Below are 19,592 nucleotides of genomic sequence, written 5' to 3'. Positions count from 1 at the left end.
CCTGCTTACTTATGGAATGATAGCCATTTACTACGCTATGACCGTCAACGTGCTGTATTTTGTAATTCTGATGTTCTCTTTCAGAAACATCGGGAACATTTTCAGAAGGTCCGTGTATTCCAAATTTAATACTTTATCAGGTTCGGAGTTGGTTCCGTCAGTTTCGCTACTGGTTCCGTCCTATAACGAAGAGTTAACCATTATTGAGAATGTTCGCTGTCTGATGACTCTGAATTATCCGACATATGAAGTCATTGTAATCAATGATGGGTCTTCGGATCAGACATTAGACGTACTTATTAAGGAATATGGGCTCAAACGTGTTCAAAATCCCGAGTTTAGAGGGAAGATTAATACGAATAAAGTCCGCGGAGTTTACCATAACGAAAGATATCCACATCTATTGGTTATCGATAAAGAAAATGGTGGGAAAGCAGATTCTCTCAATGCGGGGATTAACATGTCTCGTTATCCGCTTATCTCCTCCATCGATGCAGATTCTTTATTGGAAAAAGACGCACTCATCCGTATGGCAAGGATGTACATGGAGAATCCAGAGGAAACCGTAGCCATCGGCGGTGACGTTCGTATTGCTAACGGCTGTGTAATTGAGAATGGAGCGGTGAAGAATGTATCTCTGCCTCGCCGGATCTGGCCGATGTTCCAATCCATCGAGTACCTAAAAGCGTTTCTTGGTGGACGGATCGGCTGGAGTCACATTAACGGGCTCATCATCGTCTCCGGAGCATTTGGTTTATTCCGAAAGGATTATGTCATTGCAGTTGGCGGTTATCGCGGTGGTTATCCTGGTGAGGACATGAACATTATTATCAAGCTGCATCGATATATGCTCCAGAATAAACTTAAATACCGGATTGCATTCTGTCCTGAAGCCGTGTGTTGGACCCAGGCACCAGATAGCTATCAAATTCTGTCCAATCAGCGCAAACGCTGGGGCAGGGGAAATCTGAAGAACATGATCGAGAATCGCGATATGTTGTTCAATCCGAAGTATAAGACCATGGGCATGATGACGATGCCGTACAACATTTTTTTTGAAGCGTTAAATCCTTACTTTAGAATCACGGGCCTGCTGGCTCTGATAGGATATGTTTTGATGGATATGACCAATTGGCAGATTCTTGTTGTGTTCGGACTTGTGAACATTCTGAGTGGCTACTTGCTCAGTGTAGGAGCACTTCTGTTGGAGGAAATTGCATTCCGCCGATATAACAAGCTGTCTGATCTGGTGAAGATGCTCTTTTTCTCAGCGCTTAAATTTGTTGGATATCATCAATTGGGTGTGCTGTGGAGAGTGCAGGGCCATATTCAATACATGCAAAATAACAATTCCTGGGGAACTATGACTCGGCAGAGCTGGAAAGATAAGAATGAGGCCGCCTGACAACCAGGCCCGTATGATTTTACATTTAAGCATGAATGATGAGAAAGGTGGATTCGATCATGTCTCAAACCGCAACACTGCAAAGAGAGAAAGGCACGGAGCTGTACAATCTTTTGATACAGGAAGTACGTAAAGATCCAAGCGGGACGTGTGCTCTTCTATTTCTTTATTGCGCCGGAGATTCGCCGGGTCTAGAGGATCAGGTGAAAGGATTTTTCAACCCAATGTCCGGTATACAGGCGGAGGTCCGGAAGGACCCCGTCACCAAGACCTTGGCGATTATTCTTCCGGGGGTGACGCTTGATGCAGCCCATTATCAAGCACTGCTGCTAAAGCAGCTTCTGCTTGAGATGAATGAGAATGCTGATCCTCGAATCACGTTGTCTGTGAATTCTGAGGCTCCTTCGCCAAAGATGCTTAAACAGATGGCTGAATCGACTCGTCTAAGCTCATCATCTGATATTCAGATCTTTAGTGAAGATGAATCCGGATCGGATTCAAGTCGTATTCTGATCGTTGATCATGACGCTACAGTGCGTGAATTTTTACAGATTCGCCTGGCCATGCAAGGATATGAAACGCTTGAAGCAGTGGATGGCCTGGAAGCGCTGGAGATGATTCCTAAGTGGGAGCCTGATCTGGTATTAACAGAGCTGAACTTGTACGGCATCGACGGACTTCCATTTATTCATCATATTCAGCAGTTAGATGTGAAGGCACCGCCCAAAATAGTCGTGTTAACCGAGAAACGGGTTGAGCAGACGATTAGTCAATGCTTTCAGAATGGTGTAGATGATTATGTAACAAAGCCCTTCTCACCCGTGGAACTGGATGCTCGCATTCGTCGTTGTCTTCACTAAACAATTGATTCACCCGCTTGTGATCTTCTTAAGATAATACACCAATGGAGGTAGAAAATTATGAACGAAGAATTCAAAACTTTATTAAGCGCAATTGAAACGAAGAAAGCTGTTCTAGGGGTAGTTGGACTTGGGTATGTAGGTCTTCCTCTAGCTGTAGAGATGGTTAAACAAGGATTTACGGTCGTTGGTATTGATTTGGATCCTGATAAAATTGATCGAATTTACCGAGGCGATTCGTATATCTCAGATATATCATCCGAAGAACTTGCAGCTTGTATGCAAACAGGAAGATTTAAGCCTACAACGGATTACAGTATGATTGCTGTGATTGATGCAATTAGTATCTGTGTTCCAACACCGCTGAGTGAGAATCAGGACCCGGACACTTCTTATATCACAATGGTTGTAGACCAGCTCAAGCGCTTTATGAAGCCGAGATTGTTGATCACCTTGGAGAGCACTACATATCCTGGCACAACGGAAGAACTGATTCAGACGGAGATCGAGGCACTTGGCTATGTTGCAGGCAAAGACTTCTTCTTGTGCTTCTCACCAGAGCGTGTCGATCCGTCGAACAGCCGGTTTAATACCCGTAACACGCCGAAAGTTATTGGCGGAACGACCGAAGCCTGCTTGAAACTTGGGGAGGCATTGTACAAAGAATATGTCGATACCGTGGTACCTGTGAGCTCTCCAAAAGTTGCGGAGATGTCCAAGCTGCTTGAAAATACATTTCGAAGCGTGAACATCGCTTTTGTGAATGAGATGGCTATGATGTGTGACCGCATGGGTATCGATGTATGGGAAGTCATCGATGCTGCGGCAACGAAGCCTTTCGGATTCATGCCGTTCTATCCGGGTCCTGGAATCGGAGGTCACTGTATTCCACTTGATCCGATGTACTTATCCTGGAAAGCGAAGGGCTTCCGCTTCTACAGTAAATTTATCGAGCTTGCGCAATCGACGAATGACAATATGCCTTACTACGTCATTACGAAGACAGCGACAATCTTGAACGAATATGCGAAATCAATCAAACGTTCGAACATCTTGCTACTCGGAATGGCTTATAAGCCAGATATTAGCGATCTTCGCGAATCACCGGGACTTGAGGTGTATGAGCAATTCAAAGAGAATGGAGCGAATGTAGATTACTATGATCCACATGCAAGTAGCTTCGTTGACAAACATGGTATAACCGTTCACAGCGTGGACTATGACATGAACAAATTCCGTAAATATGATTGTATGGTCCTTATTACGAACCATAGCAGTCTGGACTATAGCTTAATCGCTTCCATGGGCATTCCAATTCTCGATACTCGTAATGCGTTCAAGACCCATGCACAGCCTCATATTTACAAAATCGGTCACTCGGTTGAGCACGTTGCAGAACCGGGCGAAGCGGTGCTGGTTTAAGGTGAACCGGAGGAGAAGGATAAGTTTTTTGTCGGCAAAAGCCAAGTTGTACATCTTTGCTGCGATCTTCTGTCTTTTGCTGATTATCGTTCTTCTCCCATCCAAGGCCGTGAAGCAAGATAAAGCCACATGGCTTTGGGATACGAGTATCATTCGCAGTGATTCCGATGAGATTATCGATTTCAGCAAAAGAGAAGGGGTAACAACCATATTTCTTCAAATTCAAGAAAAAGTGGAGATGGAGGAGTATCGCCAATTTATCCGTGCTGCACACAAGGCGAATATTTCCGTTCATGCCTTGGGTGGTGAGCCGGACTGGGCTTATGCTGAAAAGCGAGAAGAAGGAGAAGCACTATTGTCCTGGCTCGAGGAATACAATATGGATTCAGATCCAGAAGAGAGATTTGAAGGAATTCAACTGGATGTAGAACCTTATATTTTAAAACGCTGGGAGCGTGAGCAAGAGAAGGTTGTCGAGGAATGGAGCGGCAATATGGATTCTTGGCTTCAGGAAGCAAGACGTCAGAAGCTAAACATCAGCGTGGCAGTTCCTTTCTGGCTGGATTCTATTCGAGGACCTGAAGACTCAGATAGCTTTAGCTACTGGATTCTGGAGCGCTCAGATAGTGTTGCGGTGATGTCTTATCGTGATGACGGAGAGAAGATGTATGAATTGTCCAAGGAAGAATTGGAGCAAGCAGATGAGCTTGGAAAATCGGTCTGGATCGGCATGGAGCTGACGGATACGGCAGAAGGAGAACATCTAACTTTCCATGGTAAAAGTGAGAAAGTGATGAATGATGAAGCGCAACGTGCAGCTAAGTTAGGTACGCCGCATAAGTCATTCGCTGGTCTTGCGGTACATCATTATGAAGCTTGGCATCGGAAGTTGACAGCTTCTGCTGAGGAGAAGCATACCAATTAAACAACAAGCAAAAAGGAAGTAGTACCCATCCGGGGGTTCTGCTTCCTTTTTGCATTAGCTTAATGAATGATCTTCGATTCCCTAGCTTTGCGCACGAAATGGTTACTAGCGCGGTTAATAGGTCCTTTCAGTCCGATGCCGACGACAACAGCGACAGCGGCAAAAATCATGAGGATGAGTAGATCCCGTTGGACGATATCCCATAAGATACCTCCGACCGCTTCACGCATCATACTGATTGCATAAGTGAATGGAAGATAGGGGTGTAGTGATTGAAAGAAAGCCGGCGTCATCTGAATCGGAAATGTCCCCCCAGCGCCAGCGAGTTGAAGTACGAGCAGAACAATCGCCATCGCTTTACCTACATTGCCGAAGACCGATACAAGCGTGTAAACAATCAACATAAACACGGAGCTAATAAGAACAGCGAATAGGACAAACCATACGGGATTAACAACATAGGTTCCAAGAATGAACAAATCACCGATTGTGACGAACAGCGCTTGGAGGATAGCAATGGATAAGAAGGTAAAGAAACGGCCGAAATATACTTCAATGCTGCGGTAGTTTATATTTTCATGGTGCACTTCAACAGTCAATAAGGATACCAGAAGCAAGGCACCGACCCATAGTGACAAGGTTGTAAAAAAGGGTGACATCCCTGACCCGTAATTCGGAATCGGATAGAGTCGATTTTCCTTCAGCACGACAGGCTCTGCGAAAAATTGACTCTCCTTCTCGAAATTGTTCTTGAGTAGACTAATAATTTCTTGGAGTTCTCCGCCTTGTTCCAGCTTCCGAAAGCGGTCTGCCAGATTCTTGATTTGCTGTTCAGCCTCGGGAAGGTGGTTCTGCACGGCTAAGGCTTCTTTGCTACCAGCAGCAAGTCCTGAACTAGCATGTTGAAGCAGTTGTTTTACATCAGGTACGGCCTTTAGTGCTCGATTCAGCTCCGTTTGAACGGTTTGCGCTATGGTTCCGGTCTTCGCGAGCCCTGCCGAAATCTGTGGACCAATCTCGGAGTCGTATCGGTTAAGGATTTCACTTGATACTTTTGCTACATCGTCTGCAAGTTGCTTTAATTTTGCAAGCTGTTCAGCGCTAACCTCGCCATTCTGCTCTAATGCGAGTTCTGCATCCTGAAAACCTTTTTGCAAAGATAACCAACGGTCACGAATGGATATTAGATTAGTGGCCGCAGTTGCTGCACCCGAACCTGGAAATGCCGTATCTAGTTTTCTGAACAACTCCGATAGACGTTCTGCAATGTGTGCAACTTCTCCAGCACGATCACTTCCTTGCTTCAAAAGAGTTTTGACCTCTTCAGGTGAAATATCGGATTGCTGAATTCTAGTGATAACCTGCTGAACTGAAATGGCGGCTTCATTCAGGATGGCCAGGTCTTGTTTCACTCGCGGTTCGAGAGACTCGGAAGAAGCAGATACCTGCTGAGCAAACCCTGCCAGAGCTTCTGCTGCCTCTTGCCCTTTTTGTGCTATTTCCTCCAGCATGGGTAGTGTCTTCTGTGACTCGTTGACAAGCTTTGAAGCAGAGTTCATATCCTTGATGGCCGTATCCATTGCCCGGTTGAGATCAGGAAAATGACTTTCTATGCGGAAAACTAAGTTCTCAACTTTTTTAATTGTTGGTAATTCATTCTCTAGCTCAATACCGAGCTCATTAAAGATTTGAAAAATTGCTCCGTTTGCGGTTTGAATGAAGTTTTTACTAACCTCTTCAACGATACCAGAAGCACCTTTGCTCGTAACCTTAGGAGCAACAGCATTAATTTTTTCATTCGTATAATAAATTATCTCAGCTTTAGTTAGTTCTTTTGAAAGTACGGTTCCAATACGGGCTGAAAAATCTTCAGGAATGATGATAGCCGCATAGTCATCACCATGACGGACGCCCTTTACAGCTGAATCTTCATCCGTAAATCGCCAACCGAGACTGTGATTGTCTTGTAATGAACGGATGATTTCCTCCCCAGCATTAATGGAGGTTCCGCGTAAGCTTGTGCCTTGATCGAGATTAGCTACAGCAATGGATATGCTCGACGTTTGGCTGTATGGATCCCATGAAGATGCGATATTGAACCAAGCATATAGAGAGGGAAGCACGGCTAGTCCCAAAATGAGCACAGTCGCAACCCAGTTCGTTGTTATATTTTTAAGGTCGGTGATGTAGATATGGATAATATTCCGGATGACTTATCCCTCTCTTTCAAGTTCATTTTAGGCTAGTATGCCGCGATTGTTGAGCTAGAATACCGAAACCGTATACTTTGGAAAATATCGTCCGGATAAGAGACCTTATCTTTTTGTTATAATGAATAGATAGTTTCTAAATGGGAAGGGAAAGAAGTGTATGATCTTACATAAAGGCGAAGTATTATTTCATCAAGGAGATAGCGGTCAATTCTTATACCATATTAAGAGCGGATTATTTAAGGTAACTCGATTACATCAGAACGGGAATATAGTGTTGTTTAATATTTTGTATCCTGGTGAGACCGTACCTCATCATTCATTAATAAGTCCCAAAGAAACACACGGTACGGCTACAGCAGTCATTCGAAGCGAGATTGAGATTATTCCGGCGAACGAATGGTATCGTGAACTGCAAGAGAATCCGGAAAAACCATTGGAAGTAGCAAGATTATTGCAGGAGAAGTTGCGATTTATGCAGCAGCGTCTTGATCATCTGACGGTCGGTACGCCCGCTGAGCGGCTTGAATTACTAACACAGTGGATGAACGATTATTCCCAAGGAATGGATTTAGCTGAAATATTGACTCAAGAAGAGATCGGGCAGTTAATTGGGGTACGGCGTGAGACGGTTAATCGATTGTTAAGAGGAGTGTAAATCGTCTTCTATCATGGAAATGGGGGATGTTAGATGTTGCATCATGTAGAGATAAATACAAGTGATTTGAGGCGCAGTCGAGAGTTTTGGGGATGGTTACTTACGGAACTCGGATATGTGCAATTTCAAGAATGGGACGGTGGGGTTAGCTGGAAACAAGGTAATACCTATCTTGTATTCGTTCAGACAGAGGAACGTTTTCTCGGGGTTCCATATCACCGCCGCACTACAGGTCTTAACCACCTAGCATTTCATGCATCATCAAGGCAGCAGGTGGATAATATGGCTTCTGAGCTGAAAAAAAGAGAGATACCTGTCCTATATGAGGACAAGTATCCCTATGCTGGTGGACCAAATCATTACGCGCTTTTTTTCGAGGATCCTGATCGAATCAAGGTTGAAATTGTAGCGCCTGATAATGAATAGCCTAATCTTAGGCTTCTAAAGATGCTGCGGGTCCAAAGAATTCATAATGAATATTTTCGTCTGCTACGCCCAGTGCCTTGAGGTTCTTGTAGACCGAAGCCATAAACGGTTGAGGTCCGCAGAAGTAGCAGTCGGACAACGGAGCTATTTTATCTGCTAAGAAGGTTTCATCGATGTAGCCTTCTTTATGGCAAACTTCACCTTCGCGTGGGCATTCATAAACGATGTAGGTGCTGAGTTGATTATGTTTTGCTGCAAGCTGCTCAACATGGTCCTTCATCGCATGATAACTGCCGTCGATCGCAGCATGAATGTAGGTTACAGGACGCTCAGGTTGATTTACGAGAACTGTTTCAAGCATGCTGATCATTGGAGTTAATCCTACACCCCCACTAATAAGCACAAGAGGTTGATCATTCTTCATATCTAGAGTAAAGGATCCAGCTGGCGCACTAAGCTCAACAACTGTTCCAACCTCAGCATGGCGATGAAGCCAAGATGAGACGACACCTTCTGGTTTCATATCTGTTGCGTCTTCGCGCTTAACACTGATTTTGTAGTAATTCTGACCAGGAGCTGTAGATAGGGTATAGTGACGAATGTGAGAATACTGTTCTCCATCTGGTTTAACACGCAATGTAATATATTGACCTGGTTCATACTGAGCAATTGGTTGTCCATCTTCCGGCTTTAGATAGAAAGAAGTGATTACGCTACTCTCTTGTTCTTTACGGTCAATGATGAAGTTACGATAGCCTCTCCATCCACCCGTAGTTGATTCGGCAGCTTGATACATTTCAGCTTCTACACTAATAAATGCATCTGCGATGACCTGATACGCTTTACCCCAAGCATCAATAATTTCTGGTGTAGCGGCATCGCCAAGCACCTCTTGAATAGCAGCAAGCAATGTTTCACCAACAATAGGGTAATGCTCAGGCAGAACGTTAAGTGCGCGGTGCTTCTCACCGATCTGTTTTACAACGGGTAGAATGTTCTCTAGTTGATCAATGTTAGCTGCTGCAGCGTAGACTGCACCCGCAAGTGCTGTTGGTTGTTTACCCTGACGCTGATTCGCATGATTAAAAATGTTCAGGAGCTCTGGGTGATGGTGAAATAGCTTTTGGTAAAATACAGTCGTTATGTTTTTCCCGTGGACTTCCAGAACGGGAACCGTGGATTTAATAATTTGAATGGTTTGTGTGTCAAGCATAGTAATATCCCTCTTCTCCAAAGTGCTAAATATCCTTGCCCTATTAGTATATCCAGCCTAGAAGAGGGGGATTAGTGATTATGATCACACTGCATATTTCAGATTGATGAACATATATATTATTCATAAACCCTTTCTATGAATGTCTTCGATGAAAGCGAAAGACATTCATCATAGAGAGCAAGCTGTTTAGTTAACATTGTAATTGTGTTATAATATATTTAGCGAAAGATTGAACGGAAGGTGATTTCACCGGTGAATCCCTGCGTCAGTTCAATCTATTTAATACAAAATTAACAACAAGAAAGGATCAGGATACCATGTGTCCCCGAAGGACGAATCCCCAAAGGACGATTTGGAAACGTTATGATCTCTCATACACTTAGCTTCTTCCGTAGAGCAAAGTCGGACGTCTGAAGACAAGGACAGCCTCTGCGAAAGGAAGGAAGCTTTGATGCGAAGGATGAACTCCTCAAGGGTACCTTACCGTGGAGGTTGGCCGTTGTCTGACCAATCTACTAGGACAAGAGGGAACCTGTATGAGGACAAGAAAAGACATCAAAATGTTGATGTATACTATGTTAGCTATGTTATTCGGAACTTTTTTATTAGCGTTTACTTATTACCACATTAATTTTCAGAACCATTTATCAGAAGGCGGATTTATGGGGCTAGCCCTACTAGGCAAATATACATTAGATATTCCGCCGGCACTTAGTATGCTCCTGATGGATATACCTGTGCTAGTGATCGCCTGGTTTTTAAAGGGTCGGAAATTTATTCTGAATACGATGATTGCATCCGGCATGTTTACATTCTTTTATGCCATGATGGAGCGGTACTCTCCGTTAGTGATTGATCTTAACCATAACTTACTGGTAGCCGCAATTTTATCGGGACTACTTACTGGTTTTGGAGCTGGAATTGTTCTTCGCTTCGGCGGAGCGACCGGTGGAGACGATGCGATTTCCGTTTTGGTGAGTGAATGGAGCGGAATGAAGGTGGGAACGGTGTTCTTCATTATGGATGCCGTAGTACTTCTATTATCGTTATTCTACATGCCGCTAATTGAAACATTATATACAATTCTTGCTGTATCCATTGCTGGACAGATGATTACGATTACGGCAACGTATGGACTGATCAAGAAACCAGCACGTGTGCAGCGGAATAAGGTTACTCGGACCGCACCACAATCGGTTGGAGGCCGTTAATTTTATTACGAGAAGCTCGCCCGGATCAGGGCGAGCTTTTTTAGTTGTGTGAAGCAATAATATGCATTCTTGAAGGCTCACAAGGATATACAGGTTCAACAAAGGAAGCCTAAGATTTCCCGTGCTTTGGATGGTTATCATTCCATTCCTCAGCCTTAGATGTAGCGATTGCAATGGCACGACCTTCTTCATAATTTTCTTCCAGCAATGCATTCGCAATTTCGATAGCTTTGTTTCGAACACGTGGCTCCAGATTTTTCATGGATGTGGGGTAATCCTCTTTATTCCAAGGCATACCATGACCCTCCTCAAAGTTAAATGTAATATGTAATTACCCTTTTACCTTGATCGTAATCGAAAACATGAAAAAGCCCTCTGCTAAGAGGGCTTTTGATTCAGGTCTATTCAAATAGTTGCAGATATTCAGCATATCCTTCTTTCTCCATGTCCTCTTTTGGGACAAACCGGAGAGCAGCAGAGTTGATGCAGTAACGTAGTCCGTTCGGGCCGGGGCCATCCTCGAATACATGACCCAAGTGGGAATCGCTGTGTTTACTGCGGACCTCAGTACGTATCATCATATGGCTTAGATCGGTTTTTTCTTTAACATTATACTCACGAATCGGACGGGTGAAGCTTGGCCAACCACAACCAGCGTCATATTTGTCTAGAGAACTGAAGAGAGGCTCTCCAGAGACTATATCAACATAAATCCCTTCGCCATCATGATCCCAGTACTCATTACGGAAAGGTGGCTCTGTGGCACTGTTCTGTGTCACTTCATATTGCAGCGGGGTTAGACGAGATTTGAGTTCTTGTTGATCAAAGGATGCTGACCAATGGGATTCAATGAAATCTTCACGTCCAGAACCTTTACGATAACGCTTGTAGTGAGCTGGATTTTTCTTATGATACCCTTGATGATAATCTTCAGCCTCATAAAAATCACTTGCTGGAATAATAGAAGTTACAATCGGTTTGTCAAATCGACCACTTGCCTCAAGTGCTTGCTTGGATGCTTCAGCCTTCATCTTCTGATCTTCATTATGATAGAAAATAGCTGTACGATAAGAAGCACCTCTGTCATGGAATTGCCCTCCGGCATCGGTTGGGTCAATTTGCTGCCAGAATAGCTCAAGCAGCTTCTCGTATGGGAAAACCTGAGGATCGAACGTTATTTGTACGGCTTCATAATGTCCGGTTGTATTCGAGCAGACCTGTTCATAGGTTGGGTTTTCAATATGTCCGCCGGTATAACCGGAGACAACCTTAATGATGCCAGGCATCTCTTCAAAAGGAGAGACCATGCACCAGAAGCATCCTCCCGCAAATGTGGCTAGCTCTGTTGCGTTAGATTGTATATTATTCATGATATCCCTCCATAAGTCATAGATAAATGGTTGCAATCTTCATTATATCGCATTTTAGTGGAGTAACCAAAAAAATACTATACCCGCTTTTTTCGTCGGTTTAATCCATAATGAATTGCGAAACTGATTACTGCAATTCCGGCAATCATGGATGTAATTATCGTAACCTGAACCGGATTATTGGCAAGTCCATTCCCAATGAAGGAATAGATAAAGATCGCAGGGATCTTTCCAAGACCGGAGGCTATCGTATAGATCCAGAAAGGAATCGATGCGACACCCGCATAGACATTTACCGCCATCTGAGGAACAATCGGTATCAATCTTGCGATAACCATGGTTTTGAAGGGATGCTGTTCTAATGCTGATGTAAATCTATCCAGTGATTTGAATTTGGCCAGAAACCTTCTTCCAGAATTCCTATAAATGCTGGCTGCTGCAGCGTAGATAATTATTGCGGCAATGGTCGTGCCAAGCCATGCAACTAAGGCCCCCCAGAAAGTGCCATAGGTATATCCTAATACAGCGATGACGGCTTTATAAGGGAGGATAGGAAATAGAGCAAGTACTGTGGCTAACCCAAGAAGAAGTAAGAAGGAATCATTTGTTTGTAACCATTCAAATATTTCATTTCTATAAATAAACGCGAAGGTTAGCGCTACGACATAGATAACAGGTGTGATCCATTTTTTCATAGAGATTCCTTTCTACACTTATAGAGAATGGATTGTATAGGATAATCATAACAAATTACAGGCAAAAAATAATAGTTAGCCAAGAAAGTAAGCCTTATGCTATAATATGTCCAACCGAATATTTCCCAAAGGGGAGTAGCTTTAAGCAGTAAAGTCGTCATTACGGGATCTATTCAATCCCCGGCTTTATTGGCAACGAATTATAGTTGTTAGCGAGACCTTTGCCTATTCTTGAATAAGGTAAAGGTCTTTTTATGTGTCTAAAAAGCGCCGTTACCTTATTTAAGGGGATGGCGCTTTTTTTTCATGGGATGGAGGTCATCGGGAAGAGGAAACATAGAGACATACAAAGAAAGGTGGGGGAAGCATGGATATCATGACCATGGAATTTTGGATGGCACTCCTGTCAATCGTCGTCATTGACTTGGTGCTGGCTGGAGACAACGCGATTGTCATAGGTCTTGCAGCTAGAAATGTGCAGAAGGAAGACCAGAAAAAAGTAATTATTTGGGGTACCGTCGGTGCGATTATAATCCGCATTGTTGCCACGCTTCTGGTCGTTCAGCTCTTATTGATACCGGGCTTGAGACTGGTCGGAGGTCTGGCATTGCTGTGGATTGCCTACAAGTTGCTTGTAGATGAGAAACAACATGAAATATCTGCAGGCAGTCAAATGTGGGCTGCAATTCGTACGATTATTATCGCGGACGCAATGATGGGACTCGATAACGTACTTGCAGTGGCAGGTGCAGCTGAAGGCGACTTCATGCTTGTTATTATCGGACTTGCAATTTCGGTTCCGATTATGGTGTGGGGAAGTACTCTCATCTTGAAGTTAACGGATAAGTATCCCATCGTCATTACAATTGGAGCGGCTGTACTAGCTTGGACGGCATCCAAAATGATCGTGGAAGAACCGATGATCCACAATTGGTTTGCTAATTCGATCGTGAAGTATGGCTTTGAAATTGTCGTTGTAGCTCTTATTATTGGTCTAGGCACATGGATCAAGAAGAAGAAAGATGAAAAAGCAAAGCATGATCCTGTTCATGTCAAAATGGTGGATTAGGCATTATTTTTAATTTTGACCATAAAAAAGGTATAATGACTTCATGAACAGAAGGAAGGCTGCTGACAGTGCTTCCCTCAGCATGAGGAGGAGAAATTTATGGAATCTGCGGACAAATCCGTAGAAGAGCGGATTGTGGAAAGTTACAGACAAGATGAGGATATGATGATTCTCGTCTTTGCACAGTGGTGTGTAAATCACAGTATAGATCCTGCTGAATTATACAGAAAGGCTTATCCTGATCAAGTAGAGAATGAGTCTTTAACGCGTGTGCTTGAATTAACTGTTCCTAAAGAAGAAGCTGGAGATATTCCGGATCAGACATTACTGGGAGTACTCTCTTTGTTCGGTAATGATGATCTAGCGATGACCGTTACCGAAGCCATTAAACAACGGGATCAAGTCAACTCCACTCCTAACGAATAAGTCCTTATCATTCATACCGATACACGAAAGCCCCCTGAAACAGGGGGCTTTGTGCTGTTCATATGTACACAGGAATGAGTTCTACATGGATGTTCGACTAGCAATTCGAAATTGTTTAGGTGATATGCCGAATCGTGAACGGAAAACTCGGTGAAAATATGTATAGTTCGCAAAACCAGATGTTTCAGCTACATCTTCAAGTGACATTCCGCTAAATATGATTCTTTCGCGTGCCATATCGATGCGAACGTCAAGCGTGTACTGCATAATCGTTGTACCAAATGCCTCTTTGAACAGATGAACGGCACGTGACACACTAATATCAACATGTGCAGCCACATCTTCCAGTTTAAATATGGATGAGGCATTTTCTTCAATATAATTTTTCATCCGATGTGCAAGATACAGTTTAGGCGTAGTGGATGGTTGCTCTGAAAGTAAACGATCGACCTCAAGGCAAAGTACACGGACGGTATAATCTGATATTTCTGGACAAGGATTCGATAATCTTCGCTGTTCCATGATAACCTGACGGAAGAGTCCGATATGACGTTCATCGAGTGGAATACGTATCCGCGTTGGTCGTCTGCGTGATTGCCACCATGAGTCTATCCAAGGTCCTTTGAAAAAAATGTGGTAATCGCCGCTCTCTACAATGCATTCTCCCTGTGGATTCATTTCTTCATCGATCCTCAGCTCATATGGTTCTCCAGGGCTGAATATGAGAAGATCACCTGATTCAATAAGTGACAGTTCATTGTCGATTCGAGCACGACAGCGGCCATCGGTTTGAAGGCGCATTAAATAGGTATCAAAACCGTTTAACATCGTCATTTCGAATGGTTTTCGATGAAACGAGAAATTGGCTGCCATGACTTGTGTGGAAATATCTTCAAGCATTGGTGAGTCCCCTTTAAACAAAAAATAATGACCAGATTGTTCATGTTTTGATCATATAATTCATTTTAAATGAATTCATTTCAGAATACCATGATACTAGTTGCTCGGGCATCTTCACAGTCATAAAGTGACCATAATAATCGAGCAATTATGGGGGCAATTAGCGTCAAGCCTATTACAATACAGATGCCGATACACATGACGGGAATAGTGGACATCGAGAACGGCGCCATTTTAACCATGATTACGAATGAAATAATATGTTTGGTCGCTCTGGGGTAACTGCACTTGACGAGATAGCTAAAGGCTCTCTAAACCCAACCCACCCCTTGAAGGAGGAAACATAAGTGTCTAAGACATTAAAGATTGGAATTATCGGATGCGGTGGCATCGCAAACGGCAAACATATGCCAAGTTTGAAGAAACAGAAGCAAGCAGAGATGGTTGCGTTCTGTGATATTATTTCGGAGCGTGCAGAACAAGCTGCAGCAGATTTTGGTGCAGAAGGCGCGAAGGTATACACAGATTTCCGTGAACTTTTGAAAGATGGAGGTCTGGACGTCATTCATGTATGTACGCCGAATGATTCTCACGCCGAGATTACCATCGCTTCTTTAGAAGCTGGTAAGCATGTAATGTGCGAGAAGCCAATGGCAAAAACGGCTGCCCAGGCTAAGGACATGCTTGATGCTGCGAAACGTACAGGCATGAAGCTGACGATCGGCTATCAAAACCGTTTTCGTAATGACAGCTTATACCTGAAAGAAATGTGTGAGAACGGAGAGCTAGGAGATGTTTATTTTGGTAAGGCATTAGCAGTACGGCGCCGTGCAGTTCCAACTTGGGGTGTGTTCCTTGATGAAGAGAAACAAGGTGGCGGACCATTGATCGACATCGGTACTCATGCTCTGGATTTGACACTTTGGTTAATGGATAACTACAAGCCGAAAAGTGTAATGGGATCTACATTCCATAAACTTGGTGGACGTGAAAATGCAGCTAATGCATTTGGTCCTTGGGATCCAAAAGAGTTCAAGGTAGAGGATTCAGCTTTTGGTTTCATCACGATGTCCAATGGAGCTACGATTGTTCTTGAATCCAGCTGGGCGTTGAATGTAGTTGAGACAGGTGAAGCCAAGACTATTCTTGCAGGTACTGAAGGTGGAGCGGATATGAAGGATGGTCTGCGCATCAATGGTGAAAAAATGAGCAGACTGTATGAAACAAAAGTTGATCTCAGTGCGGGCGGCGTTGCATTTTATAGTGGATCATCGGAGAATGAAGCAGATCGAGAAGCAAGACTTTGGATCGAAGCCGTTCTCGAAGATAAAGAGCCAGTTGTGAAGCCAGAGCAAGCCTACGTTGTTACACAGGTGCTTGAAGCTATTTATGAGTCTGCCAAAACAGGTAAAGCAGTCTATTTTGAAGATTAAGCTATTATAAAATTAAATTATACTTACTACACAATGAACCAGGAGGGATCGTATGAAACTCGGAGTATTTATGGTATTGCTAAGCGGTCGTAAATTGGAGGATGCACTTGATTATGTGGCTTCAAAAGGTCTTAAGGCTGTAGAGATTGGGACAGGTGGTTTTCCTGGGAACGCTCACTGTAATCCAGCAGAACTACTTGAGAACGAAACTGCACTGAAGAACTTTAAAAATGCGGTTGAATCTCGTGGTCTAATCATTAGTGCGCTAAGCTGTCATGGTAACCCACTTCATCCTCAAAAGCAGATCGCTAAGGAATTTCATGACACATATGTAAAAACCGTAGAGCTGGCAGAAAAGCTTGAAGTTCCCGTCGTAAATACGTTCTCCGGTTGTCCTGGTGATCATGAGGATGCCAAATACCCTAACTGGCCTGTAGCGCCTTGGCCCAATGATTTCCAAGAGATTTTGACTTGGCAATGGGATAATAAAGTAATTCCTTATTGGACCGAGTGGGGGAAATACGCTGCTGATCGCGGAGTGAAGATCGGTCTGGAGCTTCATGGTGGATTCTCAGTGCATACCCCTGCTACGCTGCTTCGCTTGCGTGAAGCTGCGGGAGAGGTTATCGGAGCGAACCTTGATCCAAGTCACATGTGGTGGCAAGGTATTGATCCGGTTCAAGCCATTCAAATTTTGGGTCGTGAGGGAGCAATTCATCACTTCCATGCAAAAGATACAGTCATTGATCCCGTGAACGTGAATAAATATGGTCTAACAGATATGCAATCCTACACGAATATGATGGATCGTGCTTGGCAGTTCCGCAGCGTAGGTTATGGACATGATCTGAAAGCTTGGGCAGATATGATGAGTGCTCTGCGTCTCGTAGGCTATGATTATGTTGTAAGTATTGAGCATGAAGATGGTCTAATGTCCGTTGAAGAAGGTTTCTCTAAAGCGGTTCAAAACTTGCAGCAGGTATTAATTGAAGAGCCACTTGGTGATATGTGGTGGGTGTAAGGCTCAACACATTGAACATGTAATACAATAGGGGGAAACAAACAATATGTTGAATGTTACCATTTGGAACGAGTTCGTTCACGAAAAGATTCATGATGAGGTTAAAGCGGTATATCCGGAAGGAATTCATAAGGTATTAGCTGATGGATTGAGCGATCCTGAGTTTAACATCCGAACAGCAACCTTAGATGAACCGGAACACGGCTTAACAGATGAGGTTCTGAACTCGACAGATGTGCTTCTATGGTGGGGACACATGGCTCACGATCGTGTTGAGGACGTAATTGTAAATAAGGTTGTTAAGCGGGTACAGGAAGGTATGGGTCTGATCGTACTGCACTCGGGACATTTCTCGAAGCCGTTTAAAGCACTAATGGGTACAAGTTGCGATTTGAAATGGCGCGAAGCGGGAGAGCAGGAAATTCTGTGGTCTGTGAATCCAACTCATCCAATTATGGCTGGAGTGAATAGCCAGATCATACTGGAGCATGAAGAGATGTATGGCGAGTTTTTTGACATCCCTGCACCAGATGAGCTGATCTTTGTTAGTAACTTTGAAGGTGGAGAAGTATTCCGGAGTGGGTGTACTTTCAAGCGTGGACAAGGGAATATATTTTATTTCCGCCCTGGACATGAGACGTATCCTACGTACTACAATCCTGAGATCATTAAAGTAATCTCTAATGGTATCCGTTGGGCAGCGCTAAATGCCCTTACAGTTAAGCCTGTATTCGGAAATAGCCAGCCAGTCCGCTCATTGCGTGTTCTAGTATAGTCAAATTCTGTTCTGAATAGAAGGTTGCCCATAGCGATGTTTGGGTGACCTTCTTTTTTCTGTTTCATGCATATAAAGGTTATAACTGGGTAAATGTATATATTAAGTAGAATCTTATAAAATATTCCCCCTTTTGTATTCGGTAAGTCATCGCTATAATAGATAGATAATATAGAGAGACAACAATTTACAGATCAATGGTTTTCAGTTCCAAGAATATATGGTATTATTATATGTACTAACTAATTGTAAGTTTTATGAAGAAACACAACTAGGTAGTGTGACTCTGTAAAGAGGTGAATGATATGGAAGCTACGAATCTCTGCTTATGTCCTCGTTTTGAGTCCGCATTTGCTTTCCTAGGAAAGCGCTGGAATGGGCTGATTATTCAGACACTGATGAGTGGTCCCAAACGTTTTAAGGATATTTCAAACTTCATTCCATCGATGAGTGACAAAATGCTGTCCGAACGAATGAAAGATTTGGAAAGTGAAGGGATCTTAATCCGCCATGTTTATCCTGAAACTCCAGTTCGGATTGAATACGAGTTGACTGATAAGGGAAGAGCACTGAAACCCGTTATGGAACAGATTTCGAACTGGGCTGAGCAATGGGTAAAGTAAAAAGATAAGATGTTTCACAGAAACCCTAGCCCAAAGCTTAATGCTTTGGGCAGGGTTTTTTCTAATTTAACAAGAGGACTTGCACCACAAGTTATCCTGTGTAGTATAATTTGAAAAAAGCTCTGAAACACATTCAAGGAGGCGATTCTTTATGAAAGATACGGTCAAACTACCGCATATTCATTATGGACAAGAGGAAGCCGCCGAGCTTGAGAGGGCTTCTTTAAGAGTACAGCATATTTTTGATAAGACTCAGAATCTTTTGGAACAATATTTGCCCGTTTCTTTAAGAAATGCGCTATCTGGAATAGATTCTGATGCGAGGGATCAAAGGTACTCGATCCGAAGCAATCAGGAAAGTGGAATATTTCAGAAATGGGTTAAGAGTCCAAAAGGATGGAAGTGTATTGGATACGAGAGATACAACGAATTGCTGATGGATGGAGATTCATCGAAATCGAGTTCAATCATGGATGCCCAAGAAACAGCTATACTCCATGACAAGGGTCTTACCGGCAGAATGCTGCAAATGGTCATTTGGTCATTGTTCGAGAAGATACAGCTCCTACATCCATTTTTGGGTGATGATCCGTTTTTTACTGACGATGAAATGGAAGTTATATCTAATTATTTAGTGCCAACATACTTAAGTCCTTTACCCTTGAAGGAAAGAGGTAAAGATTTCAAGACCCTTTCGACGAGAATTCCTTTATACCAGGAACATATTCCAGCGCCTTCACTAGTTATGTCCACAGAAGGTGTCAGTGTATCGGGCAATTGGATGACAGGAGTTGATCTAAGTTCGAAAGGTTTTACCGGTCTTCGTCCGTATCTAAAAATTCCTCAAGGTGGGCGAGCATACTTGAAAGCGTTAATTGTATAAATGAGATTATGATGAGACAGTGAAAGCTGTCTTTTTTTTGTATCTTTTTTAATAAATATTGTGA

At 43.2% G+C, this 19,592-nt stretch carries 20 protein-coding genes; 14 read left to right on the top strand and 6 right to left on the bottom strand.

Features of this window, described 5'->3' with window-relative positions:
• Positions 1–37 precede the first annotated feature (37 nt).
• The 4 genes from AC3WJJ_RS05690 to AC3WJJ_RS05675 are packed head-to-tail and all read left to right on the top strand — an operon-like array spanning position 38 to position 4,612.
• Positions 38–1,405 carry a glycosyltransferase family 2 protein gene (locus AC3WJJ_RS05690; RefSeq protein ID WP_492539600.1) on the top strand — a complete coding sequence of 456 codons (1,368 nt, stop codon included), beginning with the start codon at positions 38–40 and terminating at the stop codon, positions 1,403–1,405.
• Between the two features lie 59 nt (positions 1,406–1,464).
• Entirely contained in the window at positions 1,465–2,265 is an 801-nt protein-coding gene (locus tag AC3WJJ_RS05685; protein WP_492538732.1) for a response regulator transcription factor, read from the top strand.
• Between the two features lie 60 nt (positions 2,266–2,325).
• A complete protein-coding gene (locus AC3WJJ_RS05680) occupies positions 2,326–3,687 on the top strand; it encodes a nucleotide sugar dehydrogenase (RefSeq protein ID WP_492538730.1) in 1,362 nt (453 codons plus the stop codon).
• 28 nt (positions 3,688–3,715) lie between these two features.
• The gene (locus tag AC3WJJ_RS05675; RefSeq protein ID WP_492538728.1) at positions 3,716–4,612 is read left to right on the top strand and encodes a hypothetical protein; all 897 of its coding nucleotides are present in this window, start codon (positions 3,716–3,718) and stop codon (positions 4,610–4,612) included.
• A gap of 59 nt (positions 4,613–4,671) precedes the next feature.
• Here the strand turns inward: AC3WJJ_RS05675 and AC3WJJ_RS05670 are convergent, their stop codons facing one another.
• Positions 4,672–6,822 (bottom strand): YhgE/Pip domain-containing protein, encoded by a 2,151-nt coding sequence (locus AC3WJJ_RS05670; RefSeq protein ID WP_492539598.1) that lies wholly within the window; start codon positions 6,820–6,822, stop codon positions 4,672–4,674.
• Between the two features lie 160 nt (positions 6,823–6,982).
• Between AC3WJJ_RS05670 and AC3WJJ_RS05665 the strand changes: the two genes are divergently transcribed.
• Both AC3WJJ_RS05665 and AC3WJJ_RS05660 read left to right on the top strand, forming a co-directional pair.
• Positions 6,983–7,480 carry a Crp/Fnr family transcriptional regulator gene (locus tag AC3WJJ_RS05665; RefSeq protein WP_492538726.1) on the top strand — a complete coding sequence of 166 codons (498 nt, stop codon included), beginning with the start codon at positions 6,983–6,985 and terminating at the stop codon, positions 7,478–7,480.
• Between the two features lie 33 nt (positions 7,481–7,513).
• Positions 7,514–7,906: a VOC family protein gene (locus AC3WJJ_RS05660; protein WP_492538724.1), complete on the top strand. Its 393-nt coding sequence runs from the start codon at positions 7,514–7,516 to the stop codon at positions 7,904–7,906.
• A gap of 7 nt (positions 7,907–7,913) precedes the next feature.
• Here the strand turns inward: AC3WJJ_RS05660 and hmpA are convergent, their stop codons facing one another.
• Entirely contained in the window at positions 7,914–9,119 is a 1,206-nt protein-coding gene (gene hmpA, locus AC3WJJ_RS05655; RefSeq protein WP_492538722.1) for an NO-inducible flavohemoprotein, read from the bottom strand.
• A 539-nt stretch (positions 9,120–9,658) separates the two neighbouring features.
• On the opposite strand from hmpA, the gene AC3WJJ_RS05650 reads away from it, so the two are divergent.
• A complete protein-coding gene (locus AC3WJJ_RS05650) occupies positions 9,659–10,333 on the top strand; it encodes a YitT family protein (RefSeq protein WP_492538720.1) in 675 nt (224 codons plus the stop codon).
• Positions 10,334–10,442: 109 nt separating this feature from the next.
• Here the strand turns inward: AC3WJJ_RS05650 and AC3WJJ_RS05645 are convergent, their stop codons facing one another.
• The 3 genes from AC3WJJ_RS05645 to AC3WJJ_RS05635 all read right to left on the bottom strand — a co-directional run bounded on the left by AC3WJJ_RS05645 (position 10,443) and on the right by AC3WJJ_RS05635 (position 12,398).
• A complete protein-coding gene (locus tag AC3WJJ_RS05645; protein ID WP_492538718.1) occupies positions 10,443–10,628 on the bottom strand; it encodes a DUF2188 domain-containing protein in 186 nt (61 codons plus the stop codon).
• 106 nt (positions 10,629–10,734) lie between these two features.
• Entirely contained in the window at positions 10,735–11,703 is a 969-nt protein-coding gene (msrA, locus tag AC3WJJ_RS05640; RefSeq protein WP_492538716.1) for a peptide-methionine (S)-S-oxide reductase MsrA, read from the bottom strand.
• Between the two features lie 77 nt (positions 11,704–11,780).
• On the bottom strand, positions 11,781–12,398 hold the full coding sequence (locus tag AC3WJJ_RS05635) for a TVP38/TMEM64 family protein (RefSeq protein ID WP_492538714.1): 618 nt from the start codon (positions 12,396–12,398) through the stop codon (positions 11,781–11,783).
• Between the two features lie 367 nt (positions 12,399–12,765).
• On the opposite strand from AC3WJJ_RS05635, the gene AC3WJJ_RS05630 reads away from it, so the two are divergent.
• Together AC3WJJ_RS05630 and yxiS are read left to right on the top strand one after the other, a co-directional pair.
• Positions 12,766–13,467, top strand: coding sequence for a TerC family protein (locus tag AC3WJJ_RS05630; RefSeq protein ID WP_492538712.1), 702 nt, complete (start codon positions 12,766–12,768; stop codon positions 13,465–13,467).
• Between the two features lie 99 nt (positions 13,468–13,566).
• On the top strand, positions 13,567–13,893 hold the full coding sequence (gene yxiS, locus AC3WJJ_RS05625; protein WP_492538710.1) for a protein YxiS: 327 nt from the start codon (positions 13,567–13,569) through the stop codon (positions 13,891–13,893).
• Positions 13,894–13,974: 81 nt separating this feature from the next.
• Here yxiS and AC3WJJ_RS05620 read toward each other — a convergent pair whose 3' ends face one another.
• Positions 13,975–14,793, bottom strand: a complete 819-nt coding sequence (locus tag AC3WJJ_RS05620) for an AraC family transcriptional regulator (RefSeq protein ID WP_492538708.1) — start codon at positions 14,791–14,793, stop codon at positions 13,975–13,977.
• A gap of 347 nt (positions 14,794–15,140) precedes the next feature.
• Between AC3WJJ_RS05620 and AC3WJJ_RS05615 the strand changes: the two genes are divergently transcribed.
• The 5 genes from AC3WJJ_RS05615 to AC3WJJ_RS05595 all read left to right on the top strand — a co-directional run bounded on the left by AC3WJJ_RS05615 (position 15,141) and on the right by AC3WJJ_RS05595 (position 19,528).
• Positions 15,141–16,226 carry a Gfo/Idh/MocA family protein gene (locus tag AC3WJJ_RS05615; protein WP_492538706.1) on the top strand — a complete coding sequence of 362 codons (1,086 nt, stop codon included), beginning with the start codon at positions 15,141–15,143 and terminating at the stop codon, positions 16,224–16,226.
• 52 nt (positions 16,227–16,278) lie between these two features.
• Positions 16,279–17,247, top strand: coding sequence for a sugar phosphate isomerase/epimerase family protein (locus AC3WJJ_RS05610; RefSeq protein ID WP_422660664.1), 969 nt, complete (start codon positions 16,279–16,281; stop codon positions 17,245–17,247).
• Positions 17,248–17,293: 46 nt separating this feature from the next.
• The gene (locus tag AC3WJJ_RS05605; protein ID WP_422660665.1) at positions 17,294–18,022 is read left to right on the top strand and encodes a ThuA domain-containing protein; all 729 of its coding nucleotides are present in this window, start codon (positions 17,294–17,296) and stop codon (positions 18,020–18,022) included.
• A 305-nt stretch (positions 18,023–18,327) separates the two neighbouring features.
• Positions 18,328–18,645, top strand: a complete 318-nt coding sequence (locus AC3WJJ_RS05600; RefSeq protein ID WP_492538703.1) for a winged helix-turn-helix transcriptional regulator — start codon at positions 18,328–18,330, stop codon at positions 18,643–18,645.
• Between the two features lie 151 nt (positions 18,646–18,796).
• Positions 18,797–19,528: a hypothetical protein gene (locus AC3WJJ_RS05595; RefSeq protein WP_492538701.1), complete on the top strand. Its 732-nt coding sequence runs from the start codon at positions 18,797–18,799 to the stop codon at positions 19,526–19,528.
• Positions 19,529–19,592: the final 64 nt, after the last annotated feature.

It is taken from the genome of Paenibacillus sp. FW507-14B1B (genome assembly GCF_058781425.1).
Note: the sequence above shows the minus strand (reverse complement) of the source record. Positions and strands in the feature narration are given on the sequence as shown.